At 51.8% G+C, this 17,350-nt stretch carries 13 protein-coding genes and 1 pseudogene; 5 read left to right on the top strand and 9 right to left on the bottom strand.

Annotation, left to right across the window (positions count from 1 at the left end):
• The first annotated feature begins 275 nt into the window (after window positions 1–275).
• Window positions 276–1,772: a phospholipase D-like domain-containing protein gene (locus tag NWF35_RS04240; RefSeq protein ID WP_363321551.1), complete on the top strand. Its 1,497-nt coding sequence runs from the start codon at window positions 276–278 to the stop codon at window positions 1,770–1,772.
• A gap of 207 nt (window positions 1,773–1,979) precedes the next feature.
• Here the strand turns inward: NWF35_RS04240 and tnpA are convergent.
• From tnpA to NWF35_RS04215, 5 genes and pseudogenes are all read right to left on the bottom strand, one after another.
• Window positions 1,980–2,254 (bottom strand): annotated as a pseudogene (gene tnpA, locus NWF35_RS04235) (IS200/IS605 family transposase).
• Window positions 2,255–2,418: 164 nt separating this feature from the next.
• The gene (locus tag NWF35_RS04230) at window positions 2,419–4,023 is read right to left on the bottom strand and encodes an APC family permease (RefSeq protein WP_301237826.1); all 1,605 of its coding nucleotides are present in this window, start codon (window positions 4,021–4,023) and stop codon (window positions 2,419–2,421) included.
• Window positions 4,024–4,410: 387 nt separating this feature from the next.
• Window positions 4,411–5,760, bottom strand: a complete 1,350-nt coding sequence (locus NWF35_RS04225) for an amino acid permease (protein ID WP_301237857.1) — start codon at window positions 5,758–5,760, stop codon at window positions 4,411–4,413.
• Between the two features lie 63 nt (window positions 5,761–5,823).
• Complete coding sequence (locus NWF35_RS04220) at window positions 5,824–7,194, bottom strand: aspartate aminotransferase family protein (protein WP_301237825.1); 1,371 nt, start codon at window positions 7,192–7,194, stop codon at window positions 5,824–5,826.
• A 146-nt stretch (window positions 7,195–7,340) separates the two neighbouring features.
• Window positions 7,341–8,741, bottom strand: coding sequence for a sigma-54 interaction domain-containing protein (locus NWF35_RS04215; protein WP_301237824.1), 1,401 nt, complete (start codon window positions 8,739–8,741; stop codon window positions 7,341–7,343).
• A gap of 637 nt (window positions 8,742–9,378) precedes the next feature.
• On the opposite strand from NWF35_RS04215, the gene NWF35_RS04210 reads away from it, so the two are divergent.
• Window positions 9,379–10,572, top strand: a complete 1,194-nt coding sequence (locus NWF35_RS04210) for an SDR family oxidoreductase (protein WP_301237823.1) — start codon at window positions 9,379–9,381, stop codon at window positions 10,570–10,572.
• A gap of 149 nt (window positions 10,573–10,721) precedes the next feature.
• On the opposite strand, the gene NWF35_RS04205 is transcribed toward NWF35_RS04210, so the two are convergent.
• Genes NWF35_RS04205 through NWF35_RS04190 form a run of 4 tightly spaced genes read right to left on the bottom strand, consistent with a single transcriptional unit; the run spans window position 10,722 to window position 14,266 of the window.
• Window positions 10,722–11,000 carry a ferredoxin family protein gene (locus NWF35_RS04205; RefSeq protein ID WP_301237822.1) on the bottom strand — a complete coding sequence of 93 codons (279 nt, stop codon included), beginning with the start codon at window positions 10,998–11,000 and terminating at the stop codon, window positions 10,722–10,724.
• Window positions 10,997–12,304, bottom strand: a complete 1,308-nt coding sequence (locus NWF35_RS04200; RefSeq protein WP_301237821.1) for an FAD-dependent oxidoreductase — start codon at window positions 12,302–12,304, stop codon at window positions 10,997–10,999. Before NWF35_RS04200 ends, NWF35_RS04205 begins: the two co-directional genes overlap by 4 nt.
• A 19-nt stretch (window positions 12,305–12,323) precedes the next feature.
• The gene (locus NWF35_RS04195) at window positions 12,324–13,412 is read right to left on the bottom strand and encodes an electron transfer flavoprotein subunit alpha/FixB family protein (protein WP_301237820.1); all 1,089 of its coding nucleotides are present in this window, start codon (window positions 13,410–13,412) and stop codon (window positions 12,324–12,326) included.
• Entirely contained in the window at window positions 13,409–14,266 is an 858-nt protein-coding gene (locus NWF35_RS04190; RefSeq protein ID WP_301237819.1) for an electron transfer flavoprotein subunit beta/FixA family protein, read from the bottom strand. The genes NWF35_RS04195 and NWF35_RS04190 overlap by 4 nt, the downstream gene beginning before the upstream one ends.
• A gap of 281 nt (window positions 14,267–14,547) precedes the next feature.
• Between NWF35_RS04190 and NWF35_RS04185 the strand changes: the two genes are divergently transcribed.
• The 3 genes from NWF35_RS04185 (at window position 14,548) to NWF35_RS04175 (ending at window position 17,317) form a co-directional block, all read left to right on the top strand.
• Window positions 14,548–15,186, top strand: a complete 639-nt coding sequence (locus NWF35_RS04185; protein WP_301237818.1) for a LysE family translocator — start codon at window positions 14,548–14,550, stop codon at window positions 15,184–15,186.
• Window positions 15,187–15,494: 308 nt separating this feature from the next.
• Complete coding sequence (locus NWF35_RS04180; protein WP_301237817.1) at window positions 15,495–15,815, top strand: DUF485 domain-containing protein; 321 nt, start codon at window positions 15,495–15,497, stop codon at window positions 15,813–15,815.
• Complete coding sequence (locus tag NWF35_RS04175) at window positions 15,812–17,317, top strand: monocarboxylic acid transporter (protein WP_301237816.1); 1,506 nt, start codon at window positions 15,812–15,814, stop codon at window positions 17,315–17,317. Before NWF35_RS04180 ends, NWF35_RS04175 begins: the two co-directional genes overlap by 4 nt.
• The last annotated feature ends 33 nt before the right edge of the window (window positions 17,318–17,350 follow it).

Raw genomic sequence — 17,350 nt, 5'->3', positions numbered from 1 at the left:
ATAAGCACAGTTTTGATCTGATTTTATATGTCCGTTAATGGACATGACTGTGACAGTTTGCAGTATGCATTACATGTAAAAGGACCGATTCTCCTGCGTATTCAATATGGTGGTTGTGCTATCATGTAAGTTTGGTTTACTCCCGAACGTATCATTTGAAATTCCAATCGTATACGCGCATTACAGTTTGGACATCTTAAATTTGGACATCTTACTTATAGAATGAATGAGGGAGGGATTCATTAGTGTGGATTCTTTGGCTGTACCTATTAAACATGTTCTTAATGTTAACCGTAGCAATCCGCGAGGTACGAAGGCCAGCCAATGCTTTGAATTGGCTAACCATCAACCTCATTTTGCCTTTTATCGGTTTTGGACTCTATCTCAGCGCATCGAATCCCGTGCGCATTCGTCGAGAAAGACTGACGTCTCCGCACAATAAGTCGGATAAGTTGCCTGATTCATTCAGCCTCTCAGCCTCGGTCATTGCTCATGCTTTACGGCGTTTGACCGTACATGGCCTTCGGACCGGCCGAGTTCAGGTGCTTAAAAACGGCATTGAAACATATGAGAAACTTATCGAATCTATACAGAACGCGAAAAGAACGATTGATCTGGAATATTACATATACCGGGATGACCAAATTGGCAGACGTATCACGGACCTGCTAATCGAACGGTCCTCCGCAGGTGTTCGGGTCCGATTTTTGAGAGACGGTTTGGGAAGCCGACAATTTCCACGGCATCAGATCATTCGGATGATGGATGCAGGGATTGAATGCAGTACGTTTTTTCCCATGCGCTTCCCTTGGGTATTGTCCAATTGGAATTACCGGGATCATTGTAAGATCGTCGTGATCGACGGAAAGGAAGCTTTTACAGGTGGTATCAACGTCGGGTATGAGTATACAGGAATGAAGCCGAATGTAGGGTTCTGGCGCGACAACCATGTGCGAATCGTAGGTGAAGTTGCAGCCGATTTGCAAGCTGTATTCGACGCCCATTGGAGCATCGCTTCGCCGGAACGGATGAAGACGAAGACACGGAAAACAATAGTTGAAAATACGCTAATCCCCATTCAGAGTCCAAGGCGTATGACGCGGAACATAGCTCAACCAGGTAGTGCCTCTTTTACTGAATGGTCTACAGAATGGGGCGCTGAGATGGGCACCATGGATGGTACCAGTGATGAAACTGCTAACACAGAGGCGTTGCAGGAAGTGTACGTACAAACGTTAGAAGGTAATCCTGGAATTCCCACCCAAGTCATCCGGCAGTCATACTTCATTTGTCTAACACAAGCGACCCAGACTATTGACATCACCACCCCCTATTTTGTTCCCGATGCTGATATTATCATGGCGATAAAGACAGCCGTGGCACGCGGTGTTCGAGTTAGATTGCTGGTTCCTCGCTCAATGGACCTCACAACTACGATCGTAGGCGCTGCAAGCCGTACATACTACGGAGAATTGTTGGAAGCCGGGGTCCATATCTATCTGTACAACAAAGGTATATTGCACGCAAAGCTAATGATAATCGATGGTGAGATTGCCGTAGTAGGCGCCGCAAACTATGATATGAGAAGTTTTCGCCTGGACTACGAGGTATGCGAAGTCTTGTATAGTGCCAACGTGGCAAGGGAACTTACGGAGCAATTCGAGCACGATCTCACTGATTCCGTACTGTTGAGGACCGAAGATTTGAGGAACCGCTCTCTTTCACAGCGCATTCTCGATCAAGGAGCGCGCCTGCTTTCACCGTTGTTATAGACGCTCCGTTGCTCAATTTTCCCATCAATTTTGGTTTACCTTGTTCCCTCCATTTTAGATTCGTTAGACTACCCCGTTTCAAGCTGGCAAAAATGTAATCCATATAATGTCCGCTAAATAAGATTAGCGGACATAATGAACTAAGCACCCCATCGCACGGGGTGCCTCCCGGAATACACTCATTTTCTTCCTGAGCTTCGGTAATGGCTAACGACACATCGTTTCACTTGAAACGTTTTCAGCCGTACTAACAAAGAATGAGCGCGTCCACAAGCTGGGCTGGGCAGGCAGTTTAAAAACAGATGACAGTGATCTGGCATCACTTCCATGACAAGGATATCCCAGATGTTTTCCTGACAAATGTCTTTCACCAACTGTTTGAATCGCTCTTTCACTTGGTTTATCAACACTTTTCTGCGATAACGTGGGCAGAAAACAAAGTGGTAGTTAATCAGAGAAACCGTCTTTTTGGTCTTCTGTATGCTTGTCCCATGGTTTTAATTATATCAGTATTTTATTTATACTGAAACAACAAAAACAAAAATGTTGCTCTAAGTTCCCTCTTCAGAGGGCACCGAGCAACGCCGCCTTTCATCCCACGATTGAAACCGTGGGCTTTCAGGCGACTTTTTCTGTAAGTGTCGAATCAGGCTTGCACAAATTCCGGCGGTGCCTCGCCCTCCGAGTCTGTCTCGAACGACGGTTTCGGCAGAGCCGAGTTGACGCCCCAGTAAAACAGGATGATGGCACCGATGACAACGACCACGGTATCCCATTGACCTGGTATCCACGGGGATTTCATCGGACCAAACGAGCCGATATACGACATCACCAGAATAAAGATGTAGTAGACGACGAGCCATGCGCCGGACTTCCAAGCCTGCTTCAGACTTGCGCGAGTGGATTCGTCTTTGTCGATAAATGCGAAGTACAAAACCAATGCGCCGAGCGTTAGACCTATCAGCATGCTGTCGGTTGTCCAACCTGCCCAGTAGATGATACAGGTGGCTGCGATGAACGCCAACGGGCTCAACACCGAACCGCCCTTGAGTGTGAATGGTCGCTTCATGTTAGGCATTGTCTTGCGCATCGAGGTCATGGAAATGGGACCAATCATATACGTCATGACTGTTGCAGATGTGACAGCATCGACGAGCTTCGACCAAGTGTCTGTGTTGGGCGGCAAAATCCAAGCAATCGCCAACAGGAAGCTTAACCAAAGGGCAGCGCGAGGAACGCCTGTACGTGGATTGACCTTCGCAAACCAGGAGTAGAAGTGGCGGTTTTTGGCCCACGCGTAGAGTACACGACCAGTACCTGATAGGTAGATGTTACCTGTGCCAGCTGGTGAGATTACAGCGTCAACCAACAGGAGCGTCGACAACCAACTCAAGCCGAGTGAACCCGCAATCCATACAAACGGGTAGTTCGCGGACTTTGGCATGAAGTCAGCAACGTGCCCCCAGCCACTTGCCAGCGCGTTACTCGGAACAGTGCCGAGGAACGTCACTTGAAGCAGAATATACACAATGGTACCGAGTGTAACAGCCATAATGATGGCGCGCGGAATATCACGTTGCGGATTCTTCGCTTCCGCGCCAAAGTCGACCGCTTGGCGGAAACCAAGGAAAGCAAAGATGATACCTCCACCGGAGATGGCCGTAAACACGCCTTCCGCACCACCTGGGGCGGCGCCCACAGTCGCGAAGTTGGCTTCCTTGAAGAAAAAGAACAAGGTGATGATAGTCACGGACGGAACAACGAATTTGAAGAACGTGATAATGGTATTAATCTTGCCGAACACATTCACACTCCAATAGTTCAACAGGAAGAACAAAAGGAGAAGTAAGATTTCAATGGCGCGACCCGTGAGGGATGGACCGGCGCTGCCCATCAGAGCTGGCCAGTAGTAGGATGCATGGCTTACGACCGCCTCAACTTCAATTCCAGCAACACTAGAATACGCGAGCAATGAAGCCATACCCGACAAAAAGCCAACCAGCGATCCGTGCGTGTATTCCGGATATCGAACAAAACCGCCAGCACGCGGTAGTGCCGCAGCCAATTCCCCGTATACCAGACCGATTAATAAGACCGCGATGGCACCGCCCACCCAGGCCACCCAGGCAATAGATCCAGCGTACTTCGCTCCGTTCATGGATGCCAACAGCCAACCAGACCCGATGATGGAACCAAGACCCAGAAAGGTCAAATCGAGCAGGCTTAACTTTTTCTTAAAAGTTCCTTCCATACCGTCTCTCCTTTCAGTTTATAGATCGAATACTCAGATATCTTCCTGCGAGATATGCGAGATGAGTAAAACAATCAAATCTCAATATCTTCATTGACTCAAATTTCCGTAAATTCTATTCCATTTAAGGCGTTCGTATTCACCTTTGCCCAAAAATATCAGTTACATAAATCCTTACTTTTTGTTGAGGTCAGATCCGAATCCCATTTATAAGGAAACTGTGGGAAGGAGATTCCTCATTTGATACATAATTTCCAGGTTATGGTTGATGCTGTCGTTTTGTAAATATGAAAAGGCGCTTCGGCCGTTCGGTCGAAGCGCCACGTTGTTTCTAATGTTGTACTGGCTCCGATCTCCCTGCACCCGCAACCACAACCGACCCACTGCTTAAGCCTTTTCCGTTTGCGATACGTCATCCGATTCGCTCACACTCCACCGGTAGCGCAACGCATAAGCCACCAACACCACCAACCAACTGAGCAAGCTGGCCCACAACTGGGACCGCATCGAGGGAATCCACGCCATGGACCCGATCACCGCCAACATGCCGGCGATGGTCAGATAGGTGAGTATGGGATAGCCCCACATCCGAACTTGCAACCTCTCCGGCCGTTCCCTCTCCAGCCGGGCGCGCATGCGGAGCTGGGAGACTGCGATCAGCAGGTAAATGAACAATGCGACTACACCTGACGAGTTGACGAGGAACAGGAACACTTGATCCGGCGACACATACGACATGACGACGGACAGGTAACCAATAACCGTCCCCAGAAGGATGGCGCGAATGGGAACTCCCCGGCCATTGAGGTGCATGAACCAACGAGGGGCATCCCCCTTTTTCGCCAATGCGTACAACATCCGTGACGAGGTGTACAAACCGGAGTTGAGGCAGGAAAGGACCGCCGTCAACACGATGACATTCATGATCTGATCAGCAGCAGGGATATTGAGCGCCGATAACGCGCTGACATAGGGACTTTTCAGCACACTGGCGGCATTCCAGGGCAACATCGTGACCACCAGCAAGATCGACCCGATGTAGAAAATCAGCACGCGCCAGATCACGGAGTTGGTCGCCTTGGCTACTGCCTTTTCGGGTTCGGACGATTCGGCAGCGGCGATGGTGACGATCTCCGATCCGACAAACGAAAAGATGACAATCACGATCCCCTGGAGGATGGAGGTATACCCGTGGGGGGCGAACCCGCCGTGAGCGTAGAGATTGGAGAAGTTCATCGACGTACCCGGCCACAATCCCAGGACATACAGGCCGCCCAGGATCATGAAGACGACGATGGCCCCCACCTTGATCGAGGCAAACCAATATTCAAATTCCCCGTACGAGCGGACGGAAATGACATTGGTCAGTGTCAATAGCACCATCAAGACCAAACTCAACACCCACAACGGCACGCCGGGCAGCCAATATTGCAGAATGCCTGCACCCGCAGTCGCCTCCACCGCCACGACGATGACCCAGAAATACCAATACAACCACCCGATCGAGAAACCGGCCCAACCGCCCAACGCCACTCGACCGTACTCAGCAAACGACCCAATGGAGGGATGTGCCGCCGCCATCTCTCCCAACATACGCATGACCAAGACAATCAATACACCCGCCAGCAAATACGAGATCACGGCTGCCGGCCCGGTCGCGTGGATGACCGCACCGCTGCCGACAAACAGCCCGGCACCGATCACGCCCCCCATCGAAATCATGCGCATATGGCGCATTTTGAGACTTTTCTGCAGTTGTCCTTGTTCCTTCACCCGTCATTCCTCCCATCTGTCAGCCATTCAACTCGCGTGCTCCCGCAACGCCTGTTTCACCTTATTGACGAGGAGGGCCGCATCTTCATCCGTCAGGGACAACGGCGGGGAGATGGCGATCACATTGTTGAAACCGGCCACCGTGTCCCCGTTTTTGCCGACCAACACGCCCAGATCCTTACATGTGGCGACCACCGCATTGACCCGATCCGAGTTGGCCGGTTGACGTGTTTCCTTATCCTCCACCAGCTCGATTCCAATCAACAGACCCTTGCCTCGAATCTGACCCACATGCGGCAGATCTTCCATATCGGACAACGACTCCAGGATCTGTTCACCCAATGTTGCAGATCGTTCCACCAATTTTTCCTTTTCAAGGATGTTCAGGTTCTCGACCGCCAACGCACATGCGGCCGGATTACCTCCGAAAGTGTTGACGTGACGGAAGTGATCATATTCCTCCGTCCCTTTGAACGCTTCAAACAATTCTTTGCGCACTGCAGTGACTGCCAAGGGGAGATACCCGCTGGTGATACCTTTGGCCATCGTGACAATGTCAGGTTGGATGCCGTAATGCATGAATCCGAACGGCTTGCCAGTACGGCCAAACCCGCAAATCACTTCATCGATGATCAACAGCGCACCATGCCGGTCGCAAATCTCTCTCACCCGACGTAAATAATCGTCAGGAGGGATGAGGATGCCGCCGCCCGTGATGATCGGCTCCATAATGACACCGGCCACGGTCCGGTCAATTTCCCAATTCATCGTATAGTCAAAAATTTCCGCGCACTCCCTGGCGCAGGAATCCGGTGCTTTACCAAAAGGACAATGGTAACAGTCCGGAGGTGGGACCTGGAGAAAACCCGGAACCAACGGTTCATACCGGTACTTGCGCTGAGCCTGTCCCGTCGCCGACATCGCCCCCAGCGTATTGCCATGATAGGCTCGGTAGCGAGAGAGAAACTTGTAACGGTTCGGCTCGCCATTTTGGCGATGGTATTGACGGGCGATTTTGAAAGCCGTCTCGTTGGCCTCCGAACCGCTGTTAGAAAAGAAGAATAAATAATCGTCCCCCAACCACTCCCGCAATTTCTCACCCAACCGGATCGCAGGCAGATGGCTTTGCGTGAGGGGGTAGTACGGCATCTCGATTAATTGCTCGTATGCCGCCCGGGCCAGCTCTTGTCTGCCGTATCCAGCATTGACACACCACAATCCCGCCATCCCGTCCAAATACTTCCGCCCTTCCACGTCAGTCACCCACGCACCTTCAGCCCGCGTCACCACCAGCGGGTGCGCGTCGGAGTGATACCGTGCCATCTGGTGCCAAATCAGTTGTCGATCCTTTTCCCACCACTCTTTTGCCGATGGGGCCGTCATGGTATGTTCGTTCATCCATTGCCGCCTCCTTCTGAAGCATGTTTCCTCACTCCTGAATACAAGCAATCTTCGTGCCAAGTTGAGGGCCGTATATTTTGCTGCCGAACGTCGTTTTTCTCCGGTTGGGTCGATCCAAAATTGAATTGTGATCCAAAAATGAATCAGCCATGCAGGCGAATGCCGTGTTTTTTCAATTTGCGTACGACAGTCGGTTGACTGACGCCCAACAGAGAAGCGATTTGTGCGGTGGTTCGCCCTTTTTTGGCCACCGACAGCAAGACTTCTCGTTCCACCTCATTCAGGATGACATTCAGCGTTCGCCCTTTTTCCCATCGCAAAGCGGGGAGCGTTCCCGATTGCCTGTACGGCTCCGGCATATCGTCCATGCGGATTACCGTGGATTCCGTCGTCACCACCAAACGTTCCAACAGGTTTTCTAGTTCCCGGACATTTCCCTTCCACGACAGTTGTGTCAGCCAGTCCACCACTTGCGGGTCCACCGTTTTGTGAACGCCATATTTGCGACAAATCGTCTCCATCAACGAACGGATTAACAGGACGATATCTTCTTTCCGCTCCCGAAGCGGCGGAATGACGATCGGAACCACATTGAGACGATAATACAAATCCTGACGGAATCGCCCCTCTTTGACGAGTTGTTCCAAATCCTGATTGGTTGCGGCGATCAGACGAAAATTGGATGACCGCGCTTCCGTCCCGCCCACCCGATAAAACCGCTTTTCTTGAATCAGTTTTAACACCTTCACCTGGGAGGCGGGTGACAATTCGGCGATTTCATCGAAAAACAGTGTTCCGCCGTCGGCCAATTCCGCAAATCCTGGCTTTCCTTTCCGTTGTGCGCCAGTAAACGCACCCGCTTCGTATCCGAACAACTCCGATTCCAACAGCGCCTCCGGGATCGCGCCGCAATTCACCTCTATCAACGGACCTCCGGCTCGGGCACTGTGCTGGTGAATCCAACGCGCCAATGCCGTTTTGCCGACACCGGACTCGCCCAGCAACAGGATGTTCACATCCACTTTGGCTGCTTTTCGCGCCGTCTCCAACACCTGTTGCATCGCTTTGCTCGCCGCGACGATCGGTTCATTCGTCATCCGGTCGCGCCGCAGGACCTCCAGCTCCGCCTGCAAACGGTCCACTTCTTTTTCCAAGACAGCCAAATGTTCGCGCAATCGAACTGGTTCGGTGATATCCCGCGAGATACATACCACCCATCGCAACTGTCCGTTTTTGTCAAACACGGGCAGGCCTGTGACCAGCATCCGACGCCCGCTTTTCGTTTGTTGCACGGCGGTCTGTTTTTCTCCCGTTTCCAGTACACGCAATGTGACGGAAGGATAAAACACCCGTTGTTTCTCCAATTCCGCCACCGTTTTTCCAACCAATTGATGGGACGGCTGACCATACATTTTCTCAAAGTCGCCGTTGACCGTGAGAATGCGTCCCCGTTCATCGGTGATGATCAGGTCGTCGAACAGTTTCCCGATCACCGCTTCAAAGTCCCATTCTTCCGTTGTTTGTCTCCGATGAGGATTCATCATCTGTCATCCCTCCGATGAAACAGGTTGACACTTCTCAGATTTTTTTCTTTTTCAATATTTCAATGAATCATGATCGTGATCAACTTGTCCGATTTGGCGTCGATTGTAGGTGCGACTGATATTCGCACCCCTCCCTTCGACTGTTTGTTAATTTCAGCATACATTAGAACGAATGTTCCGTAAAGTGAAACCACTGTTAGGTGTTGAGACTACAAATAGACTGGTGCCGACTGAAGCGTTTTCTCCCCATGCCAATGCGAAGATGAAAACAAAGGCCGGAGGAGAGGGGTCCCCTCTCGCAATCATGACAGAATTTTGGTACAATTGGTCGTAGAATATGAAAACAGAAAATTTATATTGAAGGGAAAACTCGTAAAACGAAACAATAATAGCGCGAATGTATTCATTGACTGATTTTGTTGAATCCCCTCTTGGGATCAGGCGAGAGAGATTTCGCTGCCGTCGCTGTTGATCTACGCACTCATTGCCCTATCCATTCATGGTCATTGCTCCAGTGATACATGTCATGATCACGGCCACAAGCAAGATTTCCAGTTTCCCCATGTTTCAACAGATTGGAAGCACCGCCCTTATATGAAGGGCCGTATCCGCTAAAGAAAACCATTGGGAGGGAAAAATGTTGAATCAAAAAACGTATTTCATCACAGGATTCCCGGGTTTTATCGCAACGAAAATGATCAGGAAATTGCTTCTTCAGGACTCTGCTTCCCGATTTGAGTTGTTAGTACATCCCAGCCAATTGAATAAGGCGAAAGCAGAAATCCACCTCTTGGAAAACGATTTCGGGGCGGTAGACAAATTTACTGTCGTCCCCGGTGATATCACATTAAAAAATCTGGGGATGAATGAAGCTACGTTACAGAGGCTCCGAGAAACCGTTACTCATGTATTTCACCTCGCCGCGATTTACGACTTGGCCGTTCCGAAAGATGTTGCTTATCAGGTGAACGTTGTTGGAACAGACAATGTGAACCAGTGGGTGTTACAATTAGCGAAACTACAGCGATACGTATATTTTAGTACCGCATACGTTTCGGGGACTCGGACTGGAAGAATTTTGGAAACGGAATTGGATTGCGGCCAATCCTTCAAAAACTTCTACGAGTCAACCAAATTTGAGGCAGAAGTGCTGGTGCAAAAAATTCGCGACAAAGTCCCTACCACGATCATTCGACCAGGCATTGTGATGGGGGATTCAAAAAATGGCGAAACCGTTAAATTCGATGGCCCCTACTTCATCATGCGGTTTTTGGACAAGTTCGCCAAATGGCCGATCCCCTATATCGGGAAGGGAAAAGCGTTAATCAATCTGGTCCCCGTGGATTACGTTGTCGATGCGACCTGTTATTTGGCACATCATCCAAAGGGCGAGGGCAAAGTCTATCATTTGACTGACCCACGCCCGTACCACGCGAAGGACGCGTATCAGATGATTTGCGAAGCGTTGATTGGAAAAAAACCATCATTCACGATCCCCTTATCGATTGTGTATGGATTGCTTTCCATACCCGCGTTTCGTAGATGGGTGATGGTAGAAAAAGAGACCATCGATTATCTAAACTTAAAAGCAGAATATGACTGCACACAAGCCTTGAAGGATCTGGAGGGGTCTGGGGTGGTGTGTCCGGATTTCTCGGAATACATCAAGATAGCGGTGGAATTCTACAAACAGCACCGGCATGACCCGGATAAAATGATTCTTGTGGATCAGAGAGATAAAAAGAAGTTAGGTGGCAAACAGCTAGGCTACCAAGGACATCACTGGGACACCGTAAGCGCATCAGCCAAACAACATTCACGATCTATATAAGAGTCCGCTCATTTCATTGCTTTCTCCGTTGGCGGTCAGACCATTCGCCGGCGCTTTCATCTCCCTATTTCAACAGGGGATGAAAGCGCTTTATCCTTTATCAATAAAAAACCGGCTTCCTGACGGAAACCGGATCAGCTGATGTGATCTCAACCGTATTTGTACGTAATGCCGTACCCGCCTTTGGGATACACCCAATGGATGTTATAGTAGGGGCACCCGATACGGCAGGTGCCGCACTCGATGCAATTCTCAAACGCGACGGTGGTCATCTCTCCTGTCCAGTCATAGACGTCCGCTGGACAAAAATGGGTGCATTCCTTCGTCTCGCATGTCAGACAAACCTGCTGATCCTTGATGATTAAATGGGACTGGTCATCCACTTTGTACCGGATGGTAAACAACTTCTCCGCAATGCTGTTGCTCATCCGTTCATCGCCCTCCATCCCTTCATGCCCACTTTGAGCAGATTCCAGGTTCCCCCGGCTGCCTGTTTAAGATATTGTATGGCTTTTTTCTGCTTTTCGCCTTTGGGGACACCGTCGACGAGAAACATTTCGTACGCCGCCCGGTTCACCGCCTGCGGCAGGCGGGTGAACAACAACTCAGGGTCCTCTTCCTTCAAAATCTGATGCATACCTTTGTACTTGACCAAATCCTTGCGGATAAAGGACTCGGCCACCTTCTGATCATACAGACGAAGTGTCTCCCGCGAAAAGTCGCCTCTTTTTTTGGCCTCGATCACCGCTTCTCCCGCCATACGGCCAGAAGTCATGGCCAAGTTGGACCCTTCCCGGTGCACAAAGTTGACGAGCTGGGCAGCATCTCCGGTGATGCACCATCCGTTTCCACTGAGCGGTGGGACGGAATTCCATCCGCCCTCTGGGATCAGGTGTCCCGCGTACTCCTTGGTTTCCCCACCTTCGATCAGCCGTCGGATCATCGGGTGCTTTTTCACATGGTCCAACAGTTCGTACGGCTTGATCTTCTTCTTTTTAAGATGGTTCACCATCACACCGATTCCAAGCGACAGCGTATCCTTGTTGGTGTACAGGAAGCCCATCCCGGCCATTCCCAGCGACGTTTCGCCCATGAACTCGATGGTGACACCTTCATCACCTTCTAGATTGAAGCGGTCCTGGATCTTCTCTTTGGGCAAGGCGATGATCTCTTTCACCGCCAATGAGACCTCATCCGGTTGCCATTCTTTGTGGATGCCCAATTGTTTACCCAGCAGCGAGTTGACGCCGTCGGCTATCACCACCACGTCAGCGTAGAGATCGCCGTCCTCCCGGTCAGTACGCACCCCGACCACGCGATCCCCTTCGGTGATCAGCTCGGTGGCCACCGTCTCGTAAATGGGCACGGCCCCCGCCGCTTCCGCCTGGGAGGCGAACCACTGGTCAAACTTCACGCGAAGGGCAGTCCAGCAGTTGTAAGGTTCCTTGTAGGCCTCGTTCCGATGGCTGAACGTAACCGCCGAGTCTTTTCCCATCAGCCAGATCCGCTGTTCGACGATGTGTCGCTCCACCGGCGCTTTGTGCCACTGATCGGGTAACACGTCCTCCAGTTGTTTACGGTAAAGCACCCCGCCGAACAGGTTTTTCGCTCCCGGAAATTCCCCCCGTTCAAGCAGGACCACGGACAATCCCGCCTTGGCCATGGTATAAGCCGCCGCACTCCCCGCCGGACCCGCGCCTACGACGATGGCGTCAAATTTTTCGTTGGCCATTACTCTCTCCCTCCTCATGTTAACGCGCCGCGACCGGGTCATTTTTTTCCGTTTTCAAAAAAGGAAGTCCTCTCCGTTTTTTCACTTCTTCCGTCAAAGCGGGGACAATCTGAAACAGATCCCCCACAACCCCGAAGTGGGCCACTTTGAAAATGGGTGCATCAGGATCCTTGTTGATGGCCACAATCACGTCGGCGTTCTGCATCCCCACCAAGTGCTGTACCGCACCAGAAATCCCCACGGCGATGTACAATTTGGGACGTACCGTGTGTCCGGTCTGCCCCACCTGATGCTCATGGCCGATCCAGCCGGCATCCACTGCTGCCCTGGATGCACCCACCACGCCGCCCAATGCGTCAGCCAGTTCCTTTAACAGGCGGAACGGTCCGGGACCACCCAATCCGCGACCGCCTGCGACGATCACATCGGCGTCTTCCAGATTGACCCGCTTTTCATCCTGGATGAAGTCCAACACCCTTGCCGCGATTTCCTCCTCCTTCATCTCGCAGGTAATCGGGATGATCTCCCCCTTGCGAGACGGGTCGCGCGGCAGGGCTTCAAACACGCCTGCCCGGGCGGTCGCCATCTGCGGGCGGTACTGCTTACACAAAATGGTGGCGACCATTTTCTCTGAGAAAGCGGGGCGGCTGGCCAGCAACAACCGGCTGGGATGGGGTTCCACGTCCAACTGGGTGGTATCCGCCGTCAGTCCCGTCGGTAAGTGGGTGGCGATCGCTCCGGCCAGGTCGCGTCCGGTGTAGGTGGCACCCATCAGCACGATCTCCGGCTTGATGTCCCGGATCAGTTGCAGGCAGACGCGGCTGTAGGGGCGGGTTCGGTAGACGGACAGCACGGGATCGTCACAGATGTACACCTTATCGGCTCCCCGTTGGATTGCCTCTTCTGCTAGATGGCCCACCCGGTGGCCCATCACCAGTGCGATGGTTTCCACCTCCAGCTTCGCCGCTAGCTTCCGGCCGATGCCCAGAAGTTGCCACGACACGCTTTTGGCAACGCCGTCCCGCTGCTCAACCACTACCAACACCCCGCGGTATTCAGACCAGTCTGGCATGTCTTCCGGTTGAGCCGCTTTTTTCTTTTCCGTCATGCCGACACCTCCTCCGACTGTTGGTTCCATCCCAATTTATCGGGCAAATCCGTCGACCACAGCCGATCAGCCAGGAATGCAGCCGCTTCCTGCGGTGATTGATCTTTTACGACTTCCCCGTTGGTGGGCTTTTGTTCAGGCACCCATGTCTTGGCAACGATCGTGGGGGAGCCTTTCAGCCCAATTTGCTTTTTGTCCATGTCCGGAAAATCATCCACCGTCCAGATCACCGGCTTAAACCGTGCTGCCCTGAGCATGCCCGGCATGCTCGCACGGCGCACCTTGTTCAACTCCTTGAGCGCCGTCAACAGCGCCGGCAAACGGGTTTCCACCACTTCCAAACCGTCTTCCAGGTGACGATGAACCGTGATGGTTCGTTTCTCCAGATCGATGCCCACTACTTTTTCCACATACGTCAACTGTTCCAAATCCAGACGGCAGGCGATTCCCGGTCCCACTTGTCCGGTGTCGCCATCCAACGTTTGTTTTCCGCAAAACACCAGATCGACGGGACCCCACTCTTCCCCGATCTTTTGAATCGCTTTGGCCAACACGTAGGAGGTGGCCAGCGTATCCGCCCCGGCAAACCGGCGGTCCGTCACCAAAACAGCCTCGTCGGCTCCGAGGGAAATACATTGTTTCAGCGTTTTCTCCGCCGGCGGTGGCCCCATACAAACTACGGTGATGCGGGCGCCATATTGATCTTTGATGCGTAGTGCCTCTTCCAGCCCGTGCATGTCGTAAAAGTTGGCGATAGCCGGAACCCCCTGCCGGATCAGCGTATTGGTCTTGGGATCGATCCGGATCTCCCTGCTGTCCGGCACCTGCTTCACACAACAGACGATGTGCAGCATGTTTTCACCCCTCTCCTATTGTGAAACTTGTAACAAACCATAAGATAAGAACGCCTTGAAAAAACCAACTTTTTACCAACCTATGTGCAAATCCATGTTTCCATTCGTGCCCCCTTTCTCAATCGAGGACACATCGTCACAAAACGACGAATTATGACAATTATTCAACAGTAACAATCTTCTGCATTATAATCCGAATCTCCTGCCAATGATTCAAAAAAGATAGCCCAATCTCTCTTTATAATATAAATTGACCTCGAAAAATGACGGGAGTGTGAGAGATGTTTCTCCAAGTCTTTCTCATTGGTTTGCTGGGTGCGATTTCACCCGGACCGGACTTTGTCGTCGTAACGCGTAACAGTTTGAGCTACGGGGCACGGATCGGAATTGCCACGGCATTCGGTATCGCAACGGCGCTGGCCATCCATATCGCCTATACCGTTGGTGGATATGCACTCATCTTAAAGCAATCGCCCGCCGTGTTCACCGTGATTCAACTGGCCGGAGCGGCTTACTTGGCATGGTTGGGTACGCAAGCGATCCGTTCCCGCCCTGCCACTGAAACGGAATCGGAAACAGCGGAAGGAAACGGAGAAGACACCGAAACCAAAAGCGGTTGGCAAGGTTTTCGAGAAGGCTTTTTGTGCAATGCACTCAACCCAAAAGCGGCACTCTATTTTTTGGGGATTTTCTCCCAGTTTTTACGGCCGGGAGATCCGCAATGGTACTACTGGATGTACGGATTGGAAAATATCGTAGCGGTAGGGGGATGGTTTATCGTGTTGGCCGTCATTATCTCCTCCCCCCGCTTCCGCAAGGGGTATCATCGGTATCGTCATTGGACCGATCGATTGTTGGGAGCTGTACTCCTCTTTTTCGCAGTGCGAATCTTGTGGTTGGCCGTCAGCCAATGGAGTTGATCGCACGAGAACAAGGACACACCTTGCAACAGTTAAACTCAGAGTGTGTCTAAATATCGAGCGCTAATTTCCAGATTTGCTCCACCTGCGCCCTGCAAAAGCAAATCACAGCTGCCCGGGGGCGCAGGAAGTGGGCAAAGTACGCACGTTGCCAGCAAATAAATTTCTGCTCGTGTCTGGTGTTCGGTAACACGTCTGGAGACGCTTGTTGACAGGTTGTTCTTCTTGATTTATTTAAAGAATATTTGTTATATATCAACTAAACATAATATTGATGAATAAATCCACTTTACTAAGGAGGGGACTGTATGACAACCGACTCACACGGCATCGATTGGGAACAAATCGCCCGTTCACCTGAGTTCCGCATGTTGATGAAACGAAAAAGACGCTTTATGACATGGTCCGTCGTATTTTTCTCTCTTTACTATTTCGCCCTTCCCGTACTCACCGGGTATTTCCGCTTTCTCAACACGCCGGTTTTCGGCTCGATGAACGGTGCTTATCTGTTTGCCCTGTCGCAGTTTTTCATGGCATGGGTATTGGCGTTTCTCTATATTCGCCACGCCAACCGCATGGACCGCCTGATCGAGGAAATCATCTGCAAACGGAAGGAGAAAGCTTCATGAATACCGTGGCATTCACCTTATTCGCCTTGATCATGCTGTTGACGCTGGGCATCACGTATTGGGCATCGAAACGGACGCAAACCACCACCGACTTTTACGCGGCCGGCCGCTCCATCTCCGGTTGGCAAAATGGTATCGCGATCTCCGGAGATTATATGAGCGCCGCCTCGTTCCTAGGGATTGCCGGGCTGATCGCTTTGAACGGATTTGATGGATTTCTGTACTCGGTCGGTTGGCTGGTGGCCTATCTCGTTGTGTTGATCGTCGTGGCCGAACCGTTGCGCAACACCGGACGCTACACATTGGCGGACATGCTGGCGTACCGGTTGAAAGCAAAACCGGTTCGATCCGCGGCAGCACTTTCCACGATGGCCATTTCCACCTTTTATATGATTGCCCAATTGGTCGGTGCGGGCGGAATTATCAAACTTTTGCTCGGGCTGCAATATGAGGTGTCCATCATCCTCATCGGCGTGTTGATGATCCTGTACGTCGCATTCGGCGGGATGCTGGCCACGACATGGGTGCAGATCATCAAAGCTGTGCTCCTCATGACCGGAACCATCTTGCTCGGCCTGCTGGTTCTCAGCCATTTCAGCTTCAGCATCGTGGAGATATTTAACCAAGTGTCAGCCAAATACGGGCAATCGTTTTTGGAACCCGGAAAACTGTACAAAAACCCGCTGGATAACCTTTCACTCGGATTGGCCCTGCTCGCCGGAACGGCGGGACTGCCCCACATCCTGATCCGCTTCTATACCGTCCCCAACGCCAAAGAAGCCCGTACTTCCGTCGCATGGGCAATGGTCATCATCGGTTCTTTCTATATCATGACGACCTTCCTTGGATTCGGTGCAGCACTGCTGGTCGGTCAGGAAAAGATCAAGGCCGCAGACAAGGCCGGAAACATGGCTGCTCCTCTGCTGGCAGATGCGTTGGGCGGCAACTTCTTCCTCGCGTTTATCTCCGCCGTGGCTTTTGCAACCATTCTGGCCGTCGTAGCCGGGTTGGTGATCTCGGCCGCCGGAGCGTTCGCCCATGATTTCTATTTCAATGTGTTGCGCGGCGGGCAAGTGACGGAACGGGAGCAAATGCGCGTGGCGAAATGGGCTTCCATCGGCGTAGGGGTGGTAGCGATCATCCTGGCACTGCTCGCCAAAGAACAAAACGTCGCCTTTTTGGTGGCGTTGGCATTTGCCGTGGCCGCCAGTGCCAACCTGCCCGTCATCGTGTTCAGCCTTTTTTGGAAGCGCTTCAACACTACGGGGGCTGTATCCGGGATCCTCACCGGGTTGATCAGTTCCATCCTACTCGTATTGGTCAGTCCAAACCTGATGGAACCTGATCAAGCCCTGTTCCCGCTGAAAAATCCGGCGATCCTGTCCGTACCGCTCGGTATGCTCGGCGCCGTATTGGGCACGCTCTTATCCCGCGAACCGGAAGCCGAGCGGAATTTTAACGAACTGTACGTGCGATCCCAGACGGGGATTGGTGCGGAATAGAGTGGCATCTATATACTTTCAATAAACGTGTCT

It is taken from the genome of Polycladomyces subterraneus, assembly GCF_030433435.1.
GTDB lineage: Bacteria > Bacillota > Bacilli > Thermoactinomycetales > JIR-001 > Polycladomyces > Polycladomyces subterraneus.
This window is presented reverse-complemented; position numbering and strand designations above follow the sequence as displayed.